This is a genomic window from Nostoc sp. DedQUE04 (assembly GCF_034530995.1).
In the GTDB taxonomy this organism is placed as follows: Bacteria; Cyanobacteriota; Cyanobacteriia; order Cyanobacteriales; family Nostocaceae; genus Nostoc.
In genome coordinates, this window is record NZ_JAVRCA010000009.1 from 140589 (window position 1) to 163827 (window position 23239).

The 23239-nt window shown below is 38.7% G+C and carries 14 protein-coding genes and 1 pseudogene; 10 read left to right on the top strand and 5 right to left on the bottom strand.

Features of this window, described 5'->3' with window-relative positions:
- Positions 1–16: 16 nt before the first annotated feature.
- From RM049_RS08785 to RM049_RS08825, 8 genes are all read left to right on the top strand, one after another.
- On the top strand, positions 17–4651 hold the full coding sequence (locus RM049_RS08785) for a polyketide synthase (protein ID WP_322703916.1): 4635 nt from the start codon (positions 17–19) through the stop codon (positions 4649–4651).
- Between the two features lie 227 nt (positions 4652–4878).
- Positions 4879–8961: an amino acid adenylation domain-containing protein gene (locus RM049_RS08790; protein WP_322703917.1), complete on the top strand. Its 4083-nt coding sequence runs from the start codon at positions 4879–4881 to the stop codon at positions 8959–8961.
- Between the two features lie 24 nt (positions 8962–8985).
- Positions 8986–10362: a cytochrome P450 gene (locus RM049_RS08795; RefSeq protein ID WP_322703918.1), complete on the top strand. Its 1377-nt coding sequence runs from the start codon at positions 8986–8988 to the stop codon at positions 10360–10362.
- Positions 10363–10400: 38 nt separating this feature from the next.
- Entirely contained in the window at positions 10401–11735 is a 1335-nt protein-coding gene (locus RM049_RS08800) for a cytochrome P450 (protein WP_322703919.1), read from the top strand.
- An 18-nt stretch (positions 11736–11753) separates the two neighbouring features.
- A complete protein-coding gene (locus tag RM049_RS08805) occupies positions 11754–13130 on the top strand; it encodes an MATE family efflux transporter (protein WP_322703920.1) in 1377 nt (458 codons plus the stop codon).
- Positions 13131–13212: 82 nt separating this feature from the next.
- Positions 13213–14085, top strand: a complete 873-nt coding sequence (locus RM049_RS08810) for an SDR family oxidoreductase (RefSeq protein ID WP_322703921.1) — start codon at positions 13213–13215, stop codon at positions 14083–14085.
- 106 nt (positions 14086–14191) lie between these two features.
- Complete coding sequence (locus RM049_RS08815; protein ID WP_322703922.1) at positions 14192–15232, top strand: methyltransferase; 1041 nt, start codon at positions 14192–14194, stop codon at positions 15230–15232.
- Between the two features lie 1268 nt (positions 15233–16500).
- The gene (locus RM049_RS08825; protein ID WP_322703923.1) at positions 16501–16728 is read left to right on the top strand and encodes an MbtH family protein; all 228 of its coding nucleotides are present in this window, start codon (positions 16501–16503) and stop codon (positions 16726–16728) included.
- Positions 16729–17048: 320 nt separating this feature from the next.
- On the opposite strand, the pseudogene RM049_RS08830 reads toward RM049_RS08825, so the two are convergent.
- The 5 genes and pseudogenes from RM049_RS08830 to RM049_RS08850 form a co-directional block, all read right to left on the bottom strand.
- Positions 17049–17150, bottom strand: a pseudogene (locus RM049_RS08830) (hypothetical protein); the annotation flags it as partial.
- A gap of 80 nt (positions 17151–17230) precedes the next feature.
- Entirely contained in the window at positions 17231–17428 is a 198-nt protein-coding gene (locus tag RM049_RS08835) for a hypothetical protein (RefSeq protein ID WP_322703924.1), read from the bottom strand.
- A 423-nt stretch (positions 17429–17851) separates the two neighbouring features.
- A complete protein-coding gene (locus RM049_RS08840) occupies positions 17852–19498 on the bottom strand; it encodes an AarF/ABC1/UbiB kinase family protein (protein WP_322703925.1) in 1647 nt (548 codons plus the stop codon).
- Between the two features lie 31 nt (positions 19499–19529).
- A complete protein-coding gene (gene yidD, locus RM049_RS08845) occupies positions 19530–19826 on the bottom strand; it encodes a membrane protein insertion efficiency factor YidD (protein WP_322703926.1) in 297 nt (98 codons plus the stop codon).
- Between the two features lie 78 nt (positions 19827–19904).
- Positions 19905–20969 carry a mannose-1-phosphate guanylyltransferase gene (locus RM049_RS08850; RefSeq protein ID WP_322671044.1) on the bottom strand — a complete coding sequence of 355 codons (1065 nt, stop codon included), beginning with the start codon at positions 20967–20969 and terminating at the stop codon, positions 19905–19907.
- Positions 20970–21084: 115 nt separating this feature from the next.
- Between RM049_RS08850 and RM049_RS08855 the strand changes: the two genes are divergently transcribed.
- The gene (locus RM049_RS08855) at positions 21085–22602 is read left to right on the top strand and encodes an LCP family protein (protein WP_322703927.1); all 1518 of its coding nucleotides are present in this window, start codon (positions 21085–21087) and stop codon (positions 22600–22602) included.
- Between the two features lie 125 nt (positions 22603–22727).
- Entirely contained in the window at positions 22728–23234 is a 507-nt protein-coding gene (locus tag RM049_RS08860) for a pentapeptide repeat-containing protein (RefSeq protein WP_322703928.1), read from the top strand.
- Positions 23235–23239: the final 5 nt, after the last annotated feature.

The window sequence follows — 23239 nt, forward strand, 5'->3', positions numbered from 1 at the left end:
TCTAGAGCGACAAATTATGAATACCAATATAAAACAAGAACAAACAGCAAATATAGATATAGCAATAGTGGGAATGTCTGGGCGTTTACCTGGGGCAAAAAACATTGATGATTTTTGGCATAATCTTCAAAATGGTGTTGAGTCTATTTCATTTTTCTCCAATCATGACTTAGTAGATTTAAATCTTGAAGAGGAAGTTTTAAACGAATCCAATTATGTTAAAGCAGCACCTGTATTAGAAGACATTGAGTATTTTGATGCTAAGTTCTTTGGTTGCAGCCCTAGAGAAGCTGAAGTAATGGATCCCCAACATCGCCTATTCATAGAATGTGCCTGGGAAGCTCTTGAAAATGCTGGATACGATCCAGAAACCTATGAAGGTTTGATTGGGGTTTACGCTGGTGTAAGTACAAATAGTTACTTTTTTCACAATATATATGAGAACGTTAATTTAATAAATATTTCCAATAACTATACTCTGAACAAAGATTTTTTGACCACCAATATATCGTATAAATTAAATTTAAAAGGACCAAGTGTAGGTATCCAAACTTACTGTTCTACTTCATTAGTCGCTGTACATTTAGCCTGCAAAAGTTTACTTGATGAAGAGTGTGATATTGCTTTGGCAGGTGGGGTTACGATTATAGTTCCACAAAAGTCAGGTTACTTATATGAAGAGGACGGAATTTTGTCTCCTGATGGTCATTGTCGGGCATTTGATGCTAAAGCACAGGGTACTATTTTCGGCAGTGGACTGGGAATAGTCGTTTTAAAAAGATTAAAAGATGCAATAGCAGATAGAGATTACATTCATGCAGTTATTAAAGGTTCAGCAATCAACAATGATGGCTCTTTAAAAGTTAGCTATACAGCACCTAGTGTAAATGGCCAAGCTGAAGTTATTGTAGAGGCTCTGGCAAATGCTGGAATAGATGCTGATGATATTTCCTATATTGAAACTCATGGAACTGGAACATCTGCTGGAGACCCAGTAGAAATTGCTGCGCTCACTAAGGCTTTTCGTGCTTTTACGCGAAGAAATGGCTTCTGCGCTGTAGGTTCAGTAAAACCAAATATTGGACATCTAGACACAGCATCTGGTGTTGCAAGTTTGATCAAAACTGTCTTAGCATTAAAATATAAACAAATACCTCCTAGTATAAATTTTGAAGCTCCCAATCCTGAGATTGATTTTGTCAACAGCCCTTTCTACGTTAATACTAAACTTACCGAGTGGAAAGCTAATAATACTCCCCGCAGAGCAGGAGTTAGTTCTTTAGGTTTTGGTGGAACTAATGCCCATCTGATTCTGGAAGAAGCCCCTGACATTAAATATTTTGATGACTCTAGACCTTGGCAATTGATATTATTATCAGCCAAAACTAGCACAGCCTTAGATACTGCAACTGAAAATTTGGTTACGTATTTAAAAGAATATCCAGATATAAATTTACCTAATGTTGCTCACACTCTAAAAGTGGGTCGTAGAGCTTTTAACCATCGTCGAATTTTGGTGTGTGAGAGTGTTCAAGATGCTGTAAGTGTCTTGGCGACACAGGCGCAGGAACGGATTTTTACTGTATGTCAAGAGCATAGAGAACAGCCAGTCATCTTGATGTTTTCAGGACAAGGGTCACAATATGCAAACATGGGTCGGGAACTTTATGAAGTCGAACCGACATTTAAAAAATATGTAGATACTTGCGCTGTGATTTTGCAACCCCATCTGGGTATTGATATCCGTTCCCTACTTTATCCCAGAGAAGAAGATACTGAAGTAGCTTGTTTGCAACTACAACAAACAGCCTTGACCCAAAGCGCGTTATTCGTTACAGAGTACGCCCTGACTCAGTTATTAATGTCTTGGGGTGTGCGACCAGAAGCAATGATTGGTCATAGTATTGGGGAATATGTCGCCGCAACCATTGCAGATGTATTTTCTCTCGAAGATGCCTTAAAAATTGTGGCAAAAAGAGGACAGTTGATGCAACAGTTGCCTTCTGGGAGTATGCTGGCAATTAGGCTGCCAGAAAAAGATGTGCAGTTGCTGCTGTCTGCACAAAAGTTGTATCAAACATCTCTACAAATCGCAGCGATTAACAGCCCATCTTCTTGTGTAGTTTCGGGAACAAACCAAGCAGTTGCAGCCCTGGAAAAGCAATTATCCTCTCAAAAAGTTGAATGTCGGCTGTTGCATACATCTCATGGATTTCATTCGGTGATGATGGAGCCAATATTGCCAGCATTTACTGAGGCGATAAAAACAGTCAAACTGAATCCACCACGCATCCGGTTTATTTCGAATGTAACTGGTAGTTGGATTAGTAAAGAGCAAGCGACAAATCCGAATTATTGGTGCGAACATTTACGAGAAACTGTCAGATTTTCAGATGGGATATCCCAACTCATACAGCAATTTGAAGGTGTTTTTCTGGAGGTAGGACCAGGGCGAACTTTAAGTACATTAACGACACAGCATTTGGATGGAAATGCCAAGCAACAGGTATTGACTTCGTTATGCCATGTTAAAGAACAGCAATCGGATGTTGCTTGGTTGTTGCAAACATTAGGCCGGTTGTGGCTTTCTGGTGTCGAAATAGATTGGTCGGGATTTTATAGCCATGAGCAGCGTCATCGTTTGCCTTTGCCTACTTACCCCTTTGAACGACAAAGGTACTGGATTGATGCGAAATCCCTACCCACTTCAGTAAATACAAAATCAATTACATTAGATCATAAACAAGATATTACTGACTGGTTTTATACTCCTTCATGGAAGCGTTCTTTGCTGTATAAGTCGTCTTTTTATCCAATAAAATCTACACAAGAAAATTGGCTGTTTTTTGTGGATGATTTGGGAATGGCTAAAAAAGTAATTGATGGGTTAACAAAGCAACCTGTAAATATTATCATTGTTCAAAAAGGAGAGTATTTTAGTAAATCAAGTGAGGGTGTTTATGGAATTAATCCCTGTATAAGTGAAGACTATAATACCTTACTAAAAGAATTAATATCATTAGGTCAAAATCCAGAATATATTGCTTATTTCTGGAGCGTAAGCCATATTGAAAATTGTCAACGAGAAAATTATTTAGAATTCAACAGTTTACTATTTTTCATGCAGAGCCTTAGTAAACTGAAAATTAGCGATCGCTTGCAAATTTTGGTCGTATCGAACAACATCCAAGAGGTGAATGGGAATGAAAAACTAGACCCAGAGAAAGCAGCCATATTAGGTTTATGTAAAGTCATCCCTCAAGAGTATCCTAATATTACTTGTCGATGTATTGATATTGCTTTAACTAATCGCAGAGACGCAGAAAAAGGACAAGAAGATTGTGAGAGTAATATTATTGACCAACTTTTGGAGGAGTTGACCTCTGTATCCTCAGACATGGTAGTTGCTTATCGCGATCGCTACCGTTGGGTACAAACGTTTGAGCCAGTTCGCTTAGAGTCAGTAGTTAACGAAAAAACACCATTGAGAAAACAAGGTGTTTACCTGTTTACTGGCGGTTTAGAAAGTATTGAAGTTGTGCTTGCAGAATATTTAGCAAAAACTTTTCAAGCAAAACTCATATTTATCGAGGATTCTAGCTTCCCAGAAAAAGACGATTTCTCGCAATGGCTGGAATCTCACACTCAAGAAGATGAAGTGAGTTGTAAAATTCAACAATTGCTTGTATTAGAAAAATTAGGTGCAAAAATTTTGGTAATGCGTGCAGATACAACTAATTATGAGCAAATGTCTCAAAGCCTTGCATCTGAAAATATTAGACAAATTAATGGGGTCATTTATTCAACTGGAATAAAACGCGAAAATATATTTGGTTCCATTCCAGAAATTGGTAAAATAGAATTACAGAAATTATTAGACTCCCAACTTTGTAAGATTACAGTATTAGAACAAGTCTTACAAAATATCAAATTAGATTTTTGTATTATTTTTTCTTCTTTATCTTCTATTTTAGGAGGATTTGGACTAGGCTTATATTCAGCAGCTAATCAATCCATTGACACCTTTACTAACCGACACAACAGGAATAATTCTTTTCCGTGGTATATTATAAATTGGGATAAATTACAACTGGATACTAACCAAGAAGAAACAAGACTTGCTCAAGTATCTGGGTCAAAATTAGATATTACCCAAACAGAAACTCTAGAACTATTTAAACGAGTATTGTCTTTAAGAGAAGGAACCCAGATTATTCTTTCTAAAGTAGATATTAATGCCAGAAAAAATTATCTATTTAACCTTGACTTTCTAGCAAATTCAACATCAACTAATCAATTAAATTTATCCTCACAGTACTCTAGACCTAGCCTGAGTAATTCCTATGTTGCTCCGACAAATGAGTTGGAAAAACAAATTACTGAAATATGGCAAGAGGTACTTGGAATTGCAGAAATTGGTATTTACGACAACTTCTATGAGTTAGGAGGCGATTCACTAATTGCAACTCAATTAGTTTCTCGATTGCGAACCAAATTCCCTGTAGACTTACCACTACGTGACATTTTATTTGAAGCAATGATACCAGCCAAACAAGCAGAAATAGTTGAACAACTTCTATTGGAAAAAATTGAAGAATTATCTGAAGAAGAAGTAGCAGTTCTCTTGTTATCAGATTCACCAAATACTTGATTTTAAATCTTTATCTAAAAATAGGAAAAGCAGCTTATGTCTTTAGCCAATAATGATGCATCAGTCAAAACTAATTGTTTTAGCTGATAAGACTTGTCACTTAATAAGCTTTTGATAACGGTATAGCTATCTGAATCAAGAGTTTGGGAATGAAACTTTTTATTCAGCGAAAATTCCCCACCTAGCTAAAAAACTAAGAACTAGTAACTATTAACAATTTATCAGCAATGGAGAAACAAAACCTTAATTTATCATCGACAAAAAAAGCCCTTTTAGAAAAATGGAAGAAAGGGAATTTTCAAGCTGATATTATCCCCAAACGTCAAGTATTTAAAAATATTCCTTTATCTTTCTCCCAACAAAGACTGTGGTTTGTTGACCAGCTTTATCACGGGAGTTCTTTCTACAATATTTCCATCGCCTTTCAGATCAAAGGACGACTGAATATTACAGTACTGCAACAGTGTTTGCATGAAATTCTCAATCGTCATGAAGTTTGGCGGACAAATTTTCAGATTATAAATGGAGAACCCATACAGAAAATTTCACCCCAATTAAATTGGGATTTATCTATTATTAATCTTGAACATTTGTCTGATAATAACTGGGAGTCGGAGGTTAAGCAATTTGCAGCAGAGTCAGCAAAAAAACCTTTTAATTTAGCTAAAGGGCTTTTAGTCAGAGCAACTTTACTGCGCTTGAGTGGAGAAGAACACGTTTTGCTTGTGACCATGCACCACATTATTACGGATGGATGGTCTTGTAATGTGTTCCTGCGGGAGTTGTCAACGCTATATGCTGCTTTTTCGACAAATCTGCCTTCTCCCTTACCTGCCCTCCCCATTCAGTATGCAGATTTTGCAATTTGGCAACGCGATCGCATCCAAGGTGAATTCCTGGCAACCCAATTAAATTATTGGCAGCAACAACTCAAGGGTGAGTTACCTGTACTACAATTACCTACAGACCGTCCGCGACCGAAGGTTACTACTTTCAGTGGTGCCAAGCAGTACTTTACATTCTCAAAAGCCCTAACTGATGTACTCAGACAATTAAGCCAGCGAGAAGACGCGACTTTATTTATGAGTTTGCTGGCAGCATTTAACATATTATTATATCGCTACACAGACCAAGAAGATATCTTAATTGGTTCTCCAATTGCTAACCGCAACCGTGCAGAATTAGAAGGGATGCTGGGTTTATTTGTTAATACTTTGGTGTTACGTAATAACCTTAGTGGTAATCCCAGTTTCCGCGAATTTCTACATCGAGTGCGTGAGGTGACTCTCGATGCTTATGCACATCAAGATTTGCCTTTTGAGATGCTTGTAGAAAAATTACAACTCGAACGCGACTTAAGCCGAAATCCACTTTATGAAATCATGTTTGTCTTGCAAAATAGTCCAACCTCTGTACAGGAAGTGTCTGGATTAACCTTGCGTAACTTGGAATTTGATAGTGGTACAGCTCAACTAGATATTTTCTTCTCGATATCTGAATCCCAAGAAGGTTTAACAGGATGTTTGGAGTACAATACAGACATTTTCGATTCAACAACAATTACTCAATTGACCGACAATTTCCAGACATTGTTAGAAAATATTGTTGTTAATCCAGAACAGCGCATCAGCGAGTTGTCATTACTAACTGCTTCTGAACAAGAACAACTATTATTAAAAGTTCATCAAACTCGTGTTGATTATCCTCAAAATGCATCTTTGAATCAATTATTTGAGCAACAAGTAGAATTAACACCTGACTCTTTAGCGTTAATTAGCCTGTCTGAGAAACTGAGTTATTGTCAACTTAACCACAGAGTGAATCAGCTTGCACATTATCTACAAAAACAGGGTATAACAAAAGAAACGCTGATTGCTCTATGTCTGGAACGCTCCATAGACATAGTGATAGGAATTTTAGCTATTCTCAAGGTTGGTGGTGCATACCTTCCCCTCGATCCGAGTTATCCAGTAGAGCGCCTGAATTTTATGCTCTCTGATTCCCAAGCATCGGTGTTAATTACCAAGCAAGAGATATTAGAAAAACTATCATTATCTTCGGCTAAAACTGTTTGTTTAGATATCCACAAAGATGAAATTGCTCAAGAAAGTTCAGAAAATCCCATTAACATCTCTGCATCTGATAAGCTCGCCTATATTATCTACACTTCTGGCTCAACTGGAATACCTAAAGGCGTTCTTGGCACTCATCGTGGTACAGTCAATGGCTTACATTGGCTATGGAAAACCTATCCTTTTACCCCAGGAGAAGTTTGTTGTCAAAAAACAGCTATTAGTTTTGTAGATTCTGTATGGGAAATTTTTGCTCCTTTACTTCAAGGAATTCCTACAGTAATTATCAGTAATGCAACTCTACTAGACCCGCAACTATTTATAGAAACTCTGGTCGATCGTCAAGTAAGCCGTATTATACTTGTACCCTCACTACTGCGGTTACTGATTAACAATTACAGTCATCTGGTCAAGAAATTATCGCAGCTCAAACTTTGGATAACTAGCGGGGAAACACTATCTATTAACTTAGCTAAAAGTTTCCGAGAATTAATCCCATTTGCAAAATTAATTAACCTTTATGGCTCATCGGAAGTTTCCGCCAACGCTACTTACTATGATACTAGTTTATTAGAAGACCAAGCAAGCAGTGTCCCCATCGGTCGTCCTATTGACAATACTCAAACTTATGTGTTAAATCGTGATTTACAATTAACACCTAGAGGAGTGATTGCAGAACTTTATATTGGTGGTGATGGGTTAGCAAAGGGTTATTTACATCGTCCAGAATTAACTCAAGAACGATTTATTGATAACCCCTTTGTTCCTAGAACCAAGCTTTATAAAACAGGCGATTTCGTGCGTTATCTCCATGATGGTAGTCTGGAGTATTTGGGTCGTCAGGATGAACAAGTAAAAATTAGAGGTTTTCGAGTAGAATTGGGTGAAATTGCGGCGGCGATCGCACAACATCCAGATGTGCAAGAATCTATTGTAATTGCCAACGATGATGCTCAAGAAAATCAGCGTTTGATTGCCTATGTTGTCACAAATCAACAGGATATAGCTACGCAACTGTTGGCCTATTTGCAGCATCAGTTGCCTAATTACATGCTACCGTCTGCTTTCGTGGTGCTGGATAAGTTCCCACTTACACCTAATGGCAAAGTAGACAAGCATTCTCTGCCAATTGATGAAGTTATTCGACCAACTACTATCCAATCATTTGTTGCTCCTCGGAATTTTACAGAATTATCATTAGTAAAACTTTGGGAAAATCTCCTAAATACTAACCCTATTGGGGTGACAGATAACTTCTTCGAGTTGGGTGGTCACTCGTTTTTAGCTGTACGCTTAATGGCTCAAATTCATGACATATTTGAGCATAATCTTCCTCTATCTACTCTTTTTGAAAACCCAACAATTGAAAAATTAGCAAATATTGTCAGTCAGCCATTCCGTCAGAGTTCTAATTCTCCTCTAGTAGCAATTAACTCTTCCGGTTCTAAAATACCTTTTTTCTGTATACATGGCGCTGGTGGAGGTATTAGTCACTACTTTAACTTATCCAGAAGACTTGGTGAAGATTATCAATTTTACGCTTTGGAAGATACCTTAGAACAAGACAAACCAGAAATTATTTCAGTAGAAGAAACTGCAACTCGTTACCTCCAAGAAATTCATAAAGTACAACCAAATGGCCCTTATCTTTTAGGTGGTCATTGTTACGGCGGTGTACTTGCTTTTGAAATGGCGCAACAGTTGCAAAAGAAGGGTCAAACAGTAAGTTTATTAGTTATCATCGATGCCATACTGTCAGAAACACCCATTGAATCTACAGACGATGACGATGCAAAATTTTTACTCCGGATCGCTGAATCAATAAAAACCGATAATAATATAGACTTTTTAGTACCTTTTGAAGAACTTCGAGATTTGCCATTAAATCAGCAACTTAATTTTATTAATCAAAAAGCAAATTTCATTTTTAGCGAACCGGAGATTAACGATTTTCTTCATCATTACAAACTGTTTAAATCTCATGTTCAAGCTATGCGAGGTTATATCCCGCAGATTTATCCTGAAAAGCTAACTTTATTCCGAGCCAATCAGGAAATAATTCATGATTTTGAAAACCCGGAATGGAATACCGACGATCCATTTCTAGGTTGGGAGAAATTTTCAAAGCAACGTATACAAATGATTGAAATTCCTGGCGACCATTTTTCAATTTTCGTAGAACCTTATATTCAGGAATTAGCCAGATATCTGAGAGTTTGTATTGATAATGCTGTATAAAAATAATGGGAGTAAAAAAGACTGATGAAACTACCCCCAGGGCCAAAAACTCCTGCTTGGTTGCTAGCTCTGCAATTCGAGGCTAACCCCTTTACCTATATGGATGCTAATTCCCAACTTTATGGGGATATGGTGACTAGAATGCTTGGTTCTACGCCGATAATTTATGTTAGTAATCCTTTGGCTATCAAGCAAATTTTCACCAATAGAGAAATTACCGCATCTGGTACCTTAAACCAAGATTTTGCCCTGTTTACAGGAACTCAAGGAATACTGCAACTTGATGGTTTAATTCACAAAAATCGACGTAAGCTTCTCATGCAGGCTTTTCATGGAACGCGAATGCAAGCTTGTGGACGACGTATTTGCGAACTTACGCAAAAAATGATGACTCGACAAGCGATTGATAAACCTTTTATCGCTTACTCAATCATAGAAGAAATTACGCTGTCGATAGGTATAGAGGTTGTGGTGGGATTACCTGAAGGTAAACGCTATAACAAACTCAAGCATTTATTTGTTTCTATGTTCAAATCCGAGCGATCTAAACTTTTTAAATTTATTACCAAACTACCTTTAGGAAACCGGGATTTAGGTCGGTGGAGTCCAGAAGGATATATGCTTCACCTCCGACAGGAAATTTTTCAATTGCTATATGCTGAAGTGCAAGAACGCCGCCAGCAAGCAGATTATTTACGCACTGATATGCTTACCGATCTGATATTTGCTGCTGATGAAACAGGTGAACCATTAAGTAATCAAGAGGTGCGCGACCTTCTATTATCGCCTATATTTGCAGCTCAAGACGCTTCCGGAACTGCAATCGCTTGGTCTTTGTACTGGATTCACCGTTTACCTGCTATACGAGCGCGCCTGCTGGAAGAAATTGATAGTCTTGGTGAAAACCCAGACCCCATGAACATTGTCACATTACCCTACCTAAATGCTGTTTGTAACGAAGCTTTACGAATTTATCCAACTCAGTTGTTTGCATTTCCCAGGTTGGTAGAATCGACTGTCGAGATGATGGGCTACGAGTTGAATCCCGGTACAATACTTATTGCTAATATTTATTCTACACATCAGCGAGAAGATTTATATCCCAATCCAAAAGAATTTCAGCCAGAGCGCTTTTTAGAAAAACAATTTTCTCCCTACGAATTTCTTCCATTTGGTGGTGGTTCTCGTGTTTGTATTGGCGGGACTTTTGCTTTATTTGAAATGAAGCTTATATTAGCAACTATTCTGGCAAATTATGAATTAGAGCTAGTTAGTCAGCGCCCAGAACGTCCTAAATATGGAGGTCTAATTTGTTATCCAGCTAGCGGTGTGAAAATGGTCATACGTGGTCTGCGTCAAAATCAAAGACAATCACAATCATCCGTAGTCGGTTTAGTTTAAGAACTATTAATTATTTAACATTTGTCAGAAAAATACCAATGAACCTACCTGATGGGCCAAAAAGTTCTCCCCGATTACTCAATCAATTTGAGACCGATCCCCTTGCCTTCATGGATGCTATGGGCGATCGCTATGGCGACATTTTCACTATTATGGCTGATTCAATACCTTTAGTAATAATCAGCAACCCAGAAGGGATGAAGCAGATTTTTACTAATGCAAAAGAGATTACAGCTTCTGGTAAGTTGAATCAAGGTGGAGAATCAATTGTCGGCAAGAATGGGTTGCTTGCACTAGATGGGTTGCGTCACAGAAATCGCCGTAAGTTGTTGATGTCACCGATGCGCGAAACTCAGACACAAGAATATGGGCAGCATATTTGTAGAGTCACAGAAAAAGTTATGAATCAACTGACTTTAGGTAAATCTTTTCTTGCTTACCCAACTATGCAAAAGATTACCTTAGAAGTAGTTTTGCCATCATTATTTGGGTTACATCAAGGAGAGCGTTACGAACAATTTCGACAACTATTTTCTAATTTAATAAGTTACGCTCGGTCTCGCTGGCTAGATATATCTCTGTCCTATCCTTTTCTAAAGAGGGATTTGGGTCGCTGGAGTCCTTGGGGATACTGGCTTCACTTACAACGGCAATTTGACAAACTACTCCACATCGAAATTGAAGAGCGCCACCAACAAGTAGATCCTTTGCGTACCGATGTATTATCAGAACTGGTCTTGGCTTGCGATGAAATGGGTCAACCAATGACCTATGAATATATACGAGATTTGTTTCCATCATTACTATTTGGTGGTCAAGATGCGTCAGCTACTGCTATAAGTTGGTCTTTGTACTGGATTCATAGTGTACCTGGTATTCGCGATCGCTTATTGGAAGAACTTGACAGTCTTGGTGAATCCCTAGAACCTGGGAAGATTATCGCATTACCTTACTTAAATGCTGTTTGTAATGAATCCCTACGAATTTATCCAACTCAGGTTGTGACATTTCCACGACTTGTAGAATCACCAATTGAAGTCATGAACTACAAATTAGACCCAGGAACCGTAGTAAGAGGATGTATATACTTGACTCATCAACGAGAAGATTTATATCCACAACCAAAGCAATTCAGACCAGAGCGCTTTCTAGAAAAAGAATATTCTCCCTATGAGTTTCTACCATTTGGTGGTGGCGCTCGTCGCTGTCCAGGTGAGTTATTAGCACTTTTTGAAATGAAACTGGTATTAGCAACAATTCTCTCACGCTATCAATTAGCGTTAGCACATAAAAGAGTAGAGAAACCTAAAGCTAGGGGCGTTAACTATCCTCCTGCTAGCGGCTTGAAGATGGTAATGCTTGGATCACGCTAATAAGTAAATAAATTAAAAATGACTTTAAAAAACCAATCTAAAATAAAAAATGAGATACTTCAAGGTAACATCTTAAAATTGATGTTCAAGTTATCAACCCCTGGCATTTTAGTAATGCTGCTGATTAATATGAATGCTTTTATTGATGCTCTATTTGCTGGGCAGTTTCTAGGAGAAACAGCAATTGCTGGCATATCTTTATCTCTACCACTTACTGCTATCATAGATGGTTTTGCTTACTTAGTTGGAACAGGTTCAGCTTCTGTCCTGAGCCGAGCTATTGGTGCTGGAGATATAAAAACTCAGTCCAAAATTTTTGGCAATTTAATTATAATGGGTATTTTTATATCCCTTTTTATTACTATAATCGGCTACAGTTTTAGTGAAGAATTAATTAAATTAATGGGAGGAAGTGGTCAAGTAGCTTTTGCTGGTTCTGAATATTTTAAAACTTATATATTAGGCTCAGTATTTTATATTTTAGCAGTAGCTTCTAACCAACTTATTAAGTCAGAAGGTAAAGTTAGATTAGCTATGACTTTTGCAGGTATTTATGTCATTATTAATATTATTTTAAATCCTATATTTGTTGTAGTTTTTCATTGGGGTATCCGGGGAATTGCTCTTGCTACTGTTATTGCTATGATAGTATTTTGCATAATAAATTTTATATATTTCTTATCTGGTAAAAGTTCTATCCCAGTTAATCCTAGAAAGCTGGCGCTAGCAATAAATTTACTTCCGGTAATTTTATCAGTGGGAATGTCAGCACTACTCGCTAATGTTATGGAATTAGTTCAAAATTTTGTTGTTTTTAAATCTATCTCCTATTATGGAACAAATAGTGATATTGCTTTCTACGGAGCAACTATAAGATTGACTTTATTAGCATTTATTCCTTTAAATGGATTTGTGCAAGCATTACAACCAGTGATTGGCATAAATTATGGAGCCAAAAATTATGATAGACTGAGAAAAGCTTATTTTACTTTTAGTATTTCTGTAACTGCTTTGGCTGTATTATTTTGGTTGCCAATGCAATTATCACCAGAAACATTTTTAAGTTGGCTATTGCCAAATTCGACTTTCACAAACAGTGATTTACTCAATTTTCGCGTTTTGAGTTTATTAATACCAACAATATCTTTTGTTCCCTTTGGTTCAGTTCTATTTCAGTCTATAGGAAAGGGAAAAATTGTTTCTATAATAATTATTTTAAATAATATACTTTTATTTATTCCACTAGTGGTAATTTTATCAAAATTACTAGGTGTAAGCGGTGTATATTATGGAATAGTTATTACGGATTTTTTACTGATGGTTATTGCACTTCTATTAACATTTATTGAATTTAAAAAAATGAATATAAATAATCTAAAAGATAATCCTTATTAGACTCTCAACATAATTCCAATTTGATTGATTTTAAATTGTAGTTCTTACACATACATATCTATTCACTCTAAAGGTCACAAACATGCCTTCAAAACATAAAGGTGCTATCGTAGTTACAGGAGCATCAACAGGTGTAGGCAGAGCAGCAGCTCTTATGCTTGACAAAAAAGGATATCGAGTGTTTGCATCAGTCCGTAAAGAAAAAGATGCTGAATCTCTCAAGAGTGATTCCTCCGAGAATTTGACACCAATTTTCATGGATATTACAAAATCAGAAGAAATTAAATCGGCGGCAGATATTGTTTCAAAATCTATTCCTGATGAAGGATTAGTAGGATTAGTAAATAATGCTGGTCTGTTAGTTGATGGACCATTGGAATTTATTTCGCTTGATGACCTGAGATGGCAATTTGAAGTCAATGTTTTTGGGCAAATAGCGGTGACGCAGGAATTTTTACCGTTAATCCGAAAAGTTAAAGGTCGGATTATTAATATTGGCTCTATCGGAGGAGTAATTTCTGGGCCATATATCTCTGCTTTGTGTGCTTCCAAGTTTGCGTTAGAGGCATTTACCGATGCTTTGAGAATAGAATTACATCCTTGGGGAATCGAAGTTATCTTAATTGAACCAGGCTCAATTGCATCTGCGGCTCCCGATAAAGTAGAGGAAAGCTTTAGAAAGAATTTTGCCAATATGTCACCTGATGCTAAAGCAATGTATGGAGATACATATAAACTTTTTGTAAAAGATTTAATTCAATCAAATCGTGAAGGGATGCCGCCGGAACAAGTTGCAGATGCGATTATAAAGGCTTTAGAAATCAGGAAGCCTAAAACACGTTATTTCTTGTCTAAGGGGCAGCTAGGTTTAATGCTTGAACTTGTGCTAAAAAAATTTACACCAGACCGTAGTTATGATGCAATGATTATAAAAAGTTTGAATTTAAAAAATTAAATTTGAACTGATTCTCATGCATTTAATCCGTTTGAATACTCAAATTAAAAGTATATTCACTCAGATATTACAGACAATAAACACTTAGTTAATTCACTTCAAAATCATGATTTCATCTGATTCAAAACCTAATAATACAGACTTTCAAATCAGTCCCATAGAATGGGTACATGCTTACTGGGTTTCACGGTGTATCTATGTCGTCGCTAAACTTGGTATTGCTGATTTGCTAAAGGATGGCTCTCAACATTGCGACATTTTAGCTGCTGCAACAAATACACATAGTGATTCTCTATATCGAGTTTTGCGGGCGCTCGCCAGTATCGGAATTTTTGCGGAGACACAAACTCGATGCTTTGAGCTAACACCATTGGCAGATTGTTTGCAAAGCAACATTCCTGACTCAATTCGTGCTATGGCTATTTTCCGAGGTGAAGAGCATTACTATAAATCCTGGGGAAATTTAATGTATTGCTTAGAAACTGGTAAAAGTGCCTTTGAAGATTTGTATGGTATGGATTTGTTTGAGTACAATGAACAGAATTCTAGCCGAGGAGAAATCTTCGACCAGGCTATGACTTCATCAAAAGATTCCTATACCGAACACCTGGAAGCTTATGATTTTTCGTCAATTAATAAGCTAGTAGACGTTGGTGGTGGTAAAGGGAGCTTTTTAGCTGCTGTACTCGAAGCTAATCCTACTATGATAGGAGTATTATTCGATCAGGCAGAAGTGATTAATAGAGCCAAGGACTCACAAGAAATAGCATCCGTTATTAGTCGTTGTCAGCTTGTAGGAGGTAGCTTTTTTGAAGCTCTGCCACAAGGAGGAGATGCTTATGTTCTTAAACATATTATTCAGGACTGGGATGACGAGCGATCGCTGGCTATTCTTCAACGTTGTCATCAAGCCATGATGGAGCAAGGACGGGTTTTAGTGATAGACTACGTACTTCCTCCTGCTAACGAGTTTTCAGGAAGTAAGTTTATAGATATCAACATGTTAGTAATGTGTCCAGGTGGACGTATTCGTACTGAAGCTGAGTTTGAAGATTTATTTAAATCAGCAGGTTTCCAACTTACTAAAATTTATCCAACACAATCGGATGTTAGTATTATTGAAGGAGTTAAAATAGATATTAATTAGATATCAATTAATAATGAAGAATGCTGAGTTAAAAGTGCTGAGTTATGAGTTGAAAGACAACCCATAATATGGAAGGTATCAACCTTCTCCTAGTAAGAATATTCGTCTCAAGTTTGCTCCAGAGCAAACGCATCTAAATTACTCTTGACCACGGACAAGATTAAGAATCAACCTCATAATCAGTATTTATCGCTTGGTCTAGTTTGCAGAACTCAAAGCGATCGCCTAAAGTTTTAGCAAGAAGCAATAAGTTAATGAGATTGATTTAAACTCTATTGACAATATACTGCTCTTGTTGACATGATGTGGCCACCCTGATCCCAATGCTAATTGGGCGATTTCAGATTTTACTATTCAACTCGGTACTTAACGCCGGGTTTTTTGCCATTGAGTGCAACGCCGAATAGCCCGTTGTAGACATCACTGCTACACTCAATTTTTTATAGGAAAGGCAATCCGGTCAGACTGTGACTGCGTTGGCGATGTCGACCAATACACTCACACTCTGGTCTGTACGATTTTTCATGTGGAATATGCCATTTCATGTGCCACAGTATGGTAATCTATTCTTGTAGAAGATAAGGTGTATCTATTGATGGCTGGGCGTTTTGAAGGACTAAGTGACCTTGAATGGAAGCTTTTTAATGATGTATTCCCTGAAAAGCCATCTAAGCGTGGAAAAGGAATGCCTCATTCTCCGTATCATTATGTATTAAATAGTTTATTGTAGACGCGAAGCTGCTTGTTGTCAGACATCGCCTCCATATCCACACTACGTTTTCAACCTCCAGTTTTTGGCGCAGGAATGAGTTCTGATAGCAGTTCCCACTGCTCACAAGTTAGATTACTTGGGTACGATGGATTCATAGCTCTCGTAACGCTGTCATACTTACGTATTTTTTCTACTGACAGGATACCGTTACGTGGGCTTTCTTACTTTTCAGACATCCTCTTTTCAAGAATATCAGGTGTAAGAGGCATATATATATGGAATGCTTTTTGCAGATGTTTTATTTATGTTACTTGTATTAACATTAACAATTTTTGAATTTAAATCTTTAAGTTCACTTCAACTTGAAGCAAGCAAATCGTGAAAGAGAGAATAGTCCACAAAAAAATATGGGTAATGTGTCGTTGTTAAAATTAAATATGACTTAGATTTATTACTAGTATAATTATGAAGTATATATGTAAGTTTTATTAATACTAATACCCTAAATTAGTACCAAATTACAAAGCATATTTAATTAAATATCACGAGGTTAATTATGTATCAAGACGACAAAGAAGATACAACAATTTACAAAGTTGTAGTGAATCATGAAGAACAGTATTCCATTTGGGCGTCCGATCGCGAAAACCCTGTTGGTTGGAAAGATGTTGGAAAAAAAGGTTTGAAGCAAGAATGTCTGGATTACATCAAAGAAGTCTGGACTGATATGAGGCCACTTAGTCTCCGCAAGAAGATGCAGGAAACATCTGGCAACATCCAGTAAGCAAATGTGCGTTTCAATTGTGTATCTGGGTGGATTTTGTATGTCCACTCCACAAGAGATATGCATTTTTATGCTGCAATTCAATTTCTTTTAGCTTAGTAACGCTTGTAATAAATGGAGAATTTCTATGATTAGCCTTGGGAGCAGATGCAGTAGAGATTATCGATCGTGCATTGGAGTTTATGAAAGGAGAATTAGATGCTTGGAGCGAAGTATCTGTAAATACTGCATTTGATGAGGTTCTAGTAACCAAATAGTACTATTTTTCGCGGTTAATCAGACGGTCAAAAATTTAGATAATAAGTAATACTTTTGACAAGCTAAACGTCTGCGCCAAATAGCGCTTTGACTTCTGACGACAAATAAAGCGTGTTACCGACCGTTGTATAGAAAAGTGGCTTAATACCGAAGCGATCGCAGGCAGTAAATAACGTGAGTTCGACAAGCCCTTTTTTTACCTCTCCCCCAACCCCTCTCCGTGTCGGAGAGGGGAGCCAAAACCCTAATTTTTCGTTGCTCTTCTCTTTCCCCGTGGGAGAGGGAGGTTCATCGAACTCACGTTAAATAAAACCTGCCTCGCTTCATGCCACAAGATAAATGCGAATTCACCCCGCAAATATTGCAAACATTCGATGCTAAACTTTTCATCAAGATGAAGTACAATTTGGCTGTCAGAATGGGTACTAAGTCGATGATCCAAGTTTTTTAACTGATACTTTCTAACTTACAACCAGCTGGTATCAGAGGTAATTGGCGATCGCTTTGGGGCATCTTTAGCATTAATAGCGATCGCTTCCTCAAATCGATTTTATCCTAGTTGCTGGTAGCCAACCCAGTCCAGAAGCTTTGCCTGTTGGTTGTCTATTTGGCGATCGCTGTTTTTTCGCTAAAAATCCAAACGGTATGAGTCAGACAATTTTGGATTTTAGATACTTCGATTTCGCTCAGTACAAGTTTTGGATTTTGGATTGACCTCATAGATAAATCTAGGGGCTTGGGAATTTTAGATTTTAGATTAACTCCATAGATGAATCTAGGGGCTTGTACCATCAAGGAATGTCGGTCATTAAATTTTGAATTTTAGATTTTTCCTTCAATTCAAAGTCTAAAATTCAAAATGATTTTACCGTAAACGCCCCGATCGCAATGTGCTAATAATTAACCACAAACCCAATAAACTAGCGACTGCAAACAGAATGCTGCTTAAAAAAGATAGCTGAGTTGTTTGCGCTCTGGTGGAAATAATTGCCGCACCCATAATCAGCGAACCCACTAAAATACTAAAAGATAGTCGGTTAGCGGCATCGTCCATAGTGCGCCGTACACCATCTAAACCCCGCAGTGATAGATTCCACTGTAAGGTCTCTGAGGTAACTCGGTCTAATAATAGTTCGATTTGGCGAGGAGATTGGAGAGACAGACTTTTAATATCTAAGGCTGTCCGTAATAGCGATCGCACTGGATTATCGCCCAATAATTGCCGACGAAACAAGTCTGTAATTAATGGTTTAACTTCATCAAAAAAATTAAGCTCTGGGTTGAATGTTCGCGCTACCCCTTCTAAATTTGCTAGGGTTTTGGCATACAAACCCATATTACTAGGCAACCTAATTTTATTGTTGCGGGCAACTTGTAAAACTTCATAAATTATCTGACTGAAGTTTATTTGTGTGAGGCTGACGTTATGATACTTACGTAACATGCGATCGTAATCATTTTCTAACCGCGACAAAATCACTGGTTGAGCAGAATCTGATAGCTGTAAAGTTAACTGAGCGCACCTTTGAGCATCTAAATCAACGATCGCTAACAACATCTCTGTTAATATCTGCTGTGTCCGGGGATCGAGTCTTCCCACCATGCCACAATCTAAGAGAGCAACACGACCATCTTTGAGATAAAACAAGTTTCCTGGATGGGGATCGGCGTGAAAAAAACCATCAATATATAGTTGCTGGAAAAATACCCGAAATAACAAGGTAGTTATTTCTTTACGCTTTTCGGCCGGATCTTTAACATTGGGGTCACTATCCAAATCTGCCGCCAAGAAAGGTATCCCATCCAACCATTCCATTACCAGTAACTTTGGTGTGGTCAATTCCCAGTTAATTTCCGCAACCACTATTTGTGTGGGATCGTACCAGCGACTCTGAGATAAGTTGCGCCGCAGTTGGTCTGTAAAACCCGCTTCCCGTGTAAAATCCAATTCAGCTTCTAAGGCTTTGGTAAATTCTTCGGCAATGGATTTGATTTCGTAGGTTTGCCCAAAATCAGTCCGCGCCACTAAATCGGCAATACCTTGAATTAAAGCAATATCTTGACCAATAGTAATATCAATTCCCGGACGTTGCACTTTTAGAGCGACTTCTCGACCGTCTGCTAGTGTAGCTCGATGTGTCTGGGCAATCGATCCGGCTGCTACGGGGATTGGGTTAACTGTGCTGAAGGTTTCTGCTAATGGACGTTTTAATTCTTTGCGGAGGATTATTTCTATCTCTGACCAAGGAACTGGTGGTACTTCATCTTGTAGAGTTGACAATTCCTCAATATAGGAGGCGCTCAGTAAGTCAGGGCGGGTAGACATTAACTGACCAAGTTTGACGTAAACTGGCCCCAAGTCTACCAGGATATTTTTTAAAACCGCAGGTGTTGGAAGCTGGGGTTCATCAGCTTTGCCACCAGTAAGTAACCTTCGCATATAGTCCCAGCCATTGCGAAGGAAGACTTCCAGAATTTCTCGTTGACGGGGAACAGTTTGGGTGAGGAACATTTTTGTAAAAAACTGCAAAAAGGCAGAGGAGTTAAAGAGGTAGACAGCAGGGGATGACAATACAACGGAAATCGGCTCTAGTTTTGGTGCTTGTTAAAGTCTTGCTAGCTGCGGCACAATCTTGAAATCTTTTGATGGATGATTGTACGGCTTGGTGGAGCTTCTGTTCGTTCAGCATCCGTTTGATGTAACTAGAGCAGGAATCCCCGCCGTGTAATAAGCGATGGGAACAAGAAAATCCTTTGGACGGAGAAATGTATTTTTGATAGGCAGTAATAGAATCGATTGCTATTGTCTTGGCCAGAGGCTCAAAGCTAATAATGTCCATAACTGTCAGATAAAATAATAGACTGTCAAGTTATAATGGGAAAACAGACTTTTTCGCCTCTGCCAAGGGTTCTAACTTTTATAGCAGGTCGGTAAATCGGGAATCGCTTTGGATAATTTTAAGGATCTGCTTGATTTCCTGGGTACGTTCTTTTTTGACAACGAGGGTGACATTGCGATCGCGCACAATCACCACATCCTCTAAACCAATAGTAACAACTACATCTTCTGGATTTGAGGCGTAAATAATCGCCCCTTGCGTATCTATACCTACGTGAGTAGCAAGTTCCACATTGGGAGTCTCTTCCGTCTTCAGTAAGCGTTCGATCGCATTCCAATCTCCTAAATCATCCCAACCAAAATCAACTGGCAAAACGTATGCTAGAGTTGTCTTTTCCATTAACGCATAGTCTATACTCTTCTTAGGCAACTGGGGATAGATATCAGGGCCATGTTGTTCTAAAGGTTCGATAATTTCTGGAGCATGGGTATGTAGTTCCTTGAGAACAACCCCTGCCCGAAAAACGAACATTCCACTATTCCAGCTAAAACGTCCCGTAGATAAAAAAGTCTCTGCCGTTTCTCGGTCGGGCTTTTCAGTAAAGCGGTTCACGTGATAAGCTGGCAACTCATTAAAGCTACCTATTTTTTCACCTTGTTCAATGTAGCCGTAACCGGTTGATGGAAAAGTAGGCTTGATCCCCAGTGTAACGATCGCTGCTGTGCTTGTTGCCAGTTGCGTAGCTGCATTTAATGTGCGTGCAAACGCCTCTTGGTCAGCAATCCAGTGGTCAGCAGGGAAAAAGCCAATCACAGCGTCTTCACCATAGCGCTGTTTGATTTCTAAACTTGTCCAAGCAACGGCGGCGGCTGTGTCTCTGCCTTCCGACTCAATCAGTAAGTTTTCAACTGGTAGATCGGGTAGTTGTTGTCTTACGCCTTCAGCTATCTGACTAGAAGTGATCACCCACAAGAAATCCCACCCGCCACCGAGTTCAATCAATCGATCGGCGGTTGCTTGTAATAGACTTCTAGAGCTACCATCAAGACTTAAAAATTGCTTGGGTCGGTCTTTACGGCTTAGGGGCCAAAAACGTTCACCTTTACCACCAGCTAGGATTACGGGGAACAATAAAGTATTCATGTTGTCATACACGCCTACCGAAGAACATTACAAGTTTACAGTGAGCTTTTCCACTGGCAATATTTGTAGCTTGGATTAACATACTTTTAGGGAGTGGTTGAGTGGGGAGATAATTGTGATAAAACAAGTCGAATGGTCGGAAAATCCGGTTACGTCTGAGCAAGTAGTAGAGTTTGAAAGTGACGTGCGATCGTCGCAAATTCAACGGACAGAAAATCAAGTAACACCAGCACCAGTAGCCGACTCAGAGGAGGAGGTCGAACTAAAGCAGCCAGCGAATCCGAACCGTAGCGTCATCGAATCTGTGGGCGCGTTTCCGAATCAGCTTTCTGAGAGACTGGGCTTAACCATGCCTCGATGGCTGTTATGGTTTATGACGGTTGTCATTGGCATCATCTTATCTGGGCTGCTGGTGTCAACGTTAGCGCTGTGGACTCCTTTATGGAGCAATCTAGATCGAACAGATGACGATTTAGGAACTGCTGCTAAAGACGAAGTAAAAATCCCATTACCAGGGGAGTTATGGGGTAAACTCTCCCAGTACAAGCTTTCACGTCCGATGAATATTTTAATCATGGGGATTGAACCAGTCAGCGGTACCGTTGATGGCTCACCAGAAAGCTTTGCCGGGAAAAGCGACTCCATGCTGCTGGTACGACTTAATCCTAGTGAAAAATCTGTAAGAGTGCTTTCCATTCCCAGAGATACAATGATCGCCATCCCCGAAAAGGGAGAAAAGGGATTAACTAAGGTATCTGATGCCAATGCCAAAGGCGGCCCAGTCTTAGCAGCACGGGTAGTTAGCCGTACCTTAAATAATGCCCCAATCGATCGTTACATCCGTATTTCTACCAGTGGCTTACGGCAGTTAGTCGATCAGTTAGGCGGAGTAGAAGTCTTTGTTCCCCAATCAATGGAATATAAAGACTCCAGCAGTCGGCTATCGATTAATTTAGTCAGTGGTTGGCAAACCCTTAATGGCGAACAAGCAGAACAGTTTGCCCGATTCCGCGAACCAGGTTTGGGAGATTTACCGAGAGTGCAGCGTCAGCAAGCACTAACAGCTGCCCTGCTGCAACGCTTAAATAGTCCCACCATCTTACCCAGGTTGCCTCAATTAACTCGCTTAATGCGAAAATATTTTGATACCAACCTGAAGATGGAAGAAATGATGGCGTTGGTCAATTTCGGACTTAACCTAGATCGGGATAATTTCCAAATGACTGTGTTGCCTGGTACCTTTAGCCGTTTTAGCAAAGACCCCGATAGCTATTGGCTGAATATGACTGGACAACAGAGCCTGTTGAATGATTATGTTGGGGTAAATGTACCTGGTCTAAAGCCAGATATGCGTCAGGTTCCTAACCTCAAAATTGCTATTCAAAATGCTTCTAATCAACCTCAGCTAACTGAAAAAGTTATTGCTTATCTTAAACAGAAAGGCTTTAATAATATTTACAAAGTGCCTGATTGGCCAGATACCCAACGTCAAACTCAGATTATTGTCCAAAAAGGCAACCGACGAGTTGGGGCTGATTTGCAAAAAGTCTTAGGCTTGGGTCAAATCGAGGTGTCTGCTATTGGTGATTTAGAATCCGACCTGACAATCCGCATTGGGAAAGATTGGAAATAGGCAAGAGTCATTAATCATTAGTCATTGGTTAAATCACAAAGCGTAAAATCTGAGCGGAGGAAACCTTCGCTCAGATTTTGTAAGATAGGACTAATGACAACGGACTACTGATAAATAATAAAGTTATGAAAAAGATTTTACTGCGCTTTTTGGGTTTGATTGTAATTTTGCTACTAGCATTTGGGTGGATAATACTTAATCCCAAACCAGCTTTTGCTCAGATAAACACAATCAATTACAACAACATAAATTTAGAAAATCGTGACTTTTCTCATGCTGATTTGGCAGGTGTAACTTTTGTCGCAGCAGAAATGCGGGGGACAAATTTTCAAGGAGCGAATTTAACCAACGCAATTCTGACCAAAGGAGTTTTATTAAAGGCAAATTTGGAAGATGCGAACTTGAGCGGCGCTTTAGTCGATCGCGCCACTATGGATGGTGCTAACCTGAAAAATGCCATCTTTACTGAAGCCACTTTGACCCGTAGCCGCTTTTATGATGCTGATGTGACTGGTGCTGATTTTACCGATGCTTTAATTGACCGTTATCAAGTGTCGCTGCTGTGTGAAAGAGCCGATGGGGTAAATCCGGTTACGGGTATGTCAACGCGAGATAGTTTGGGTTGTAAGTGAAGAAT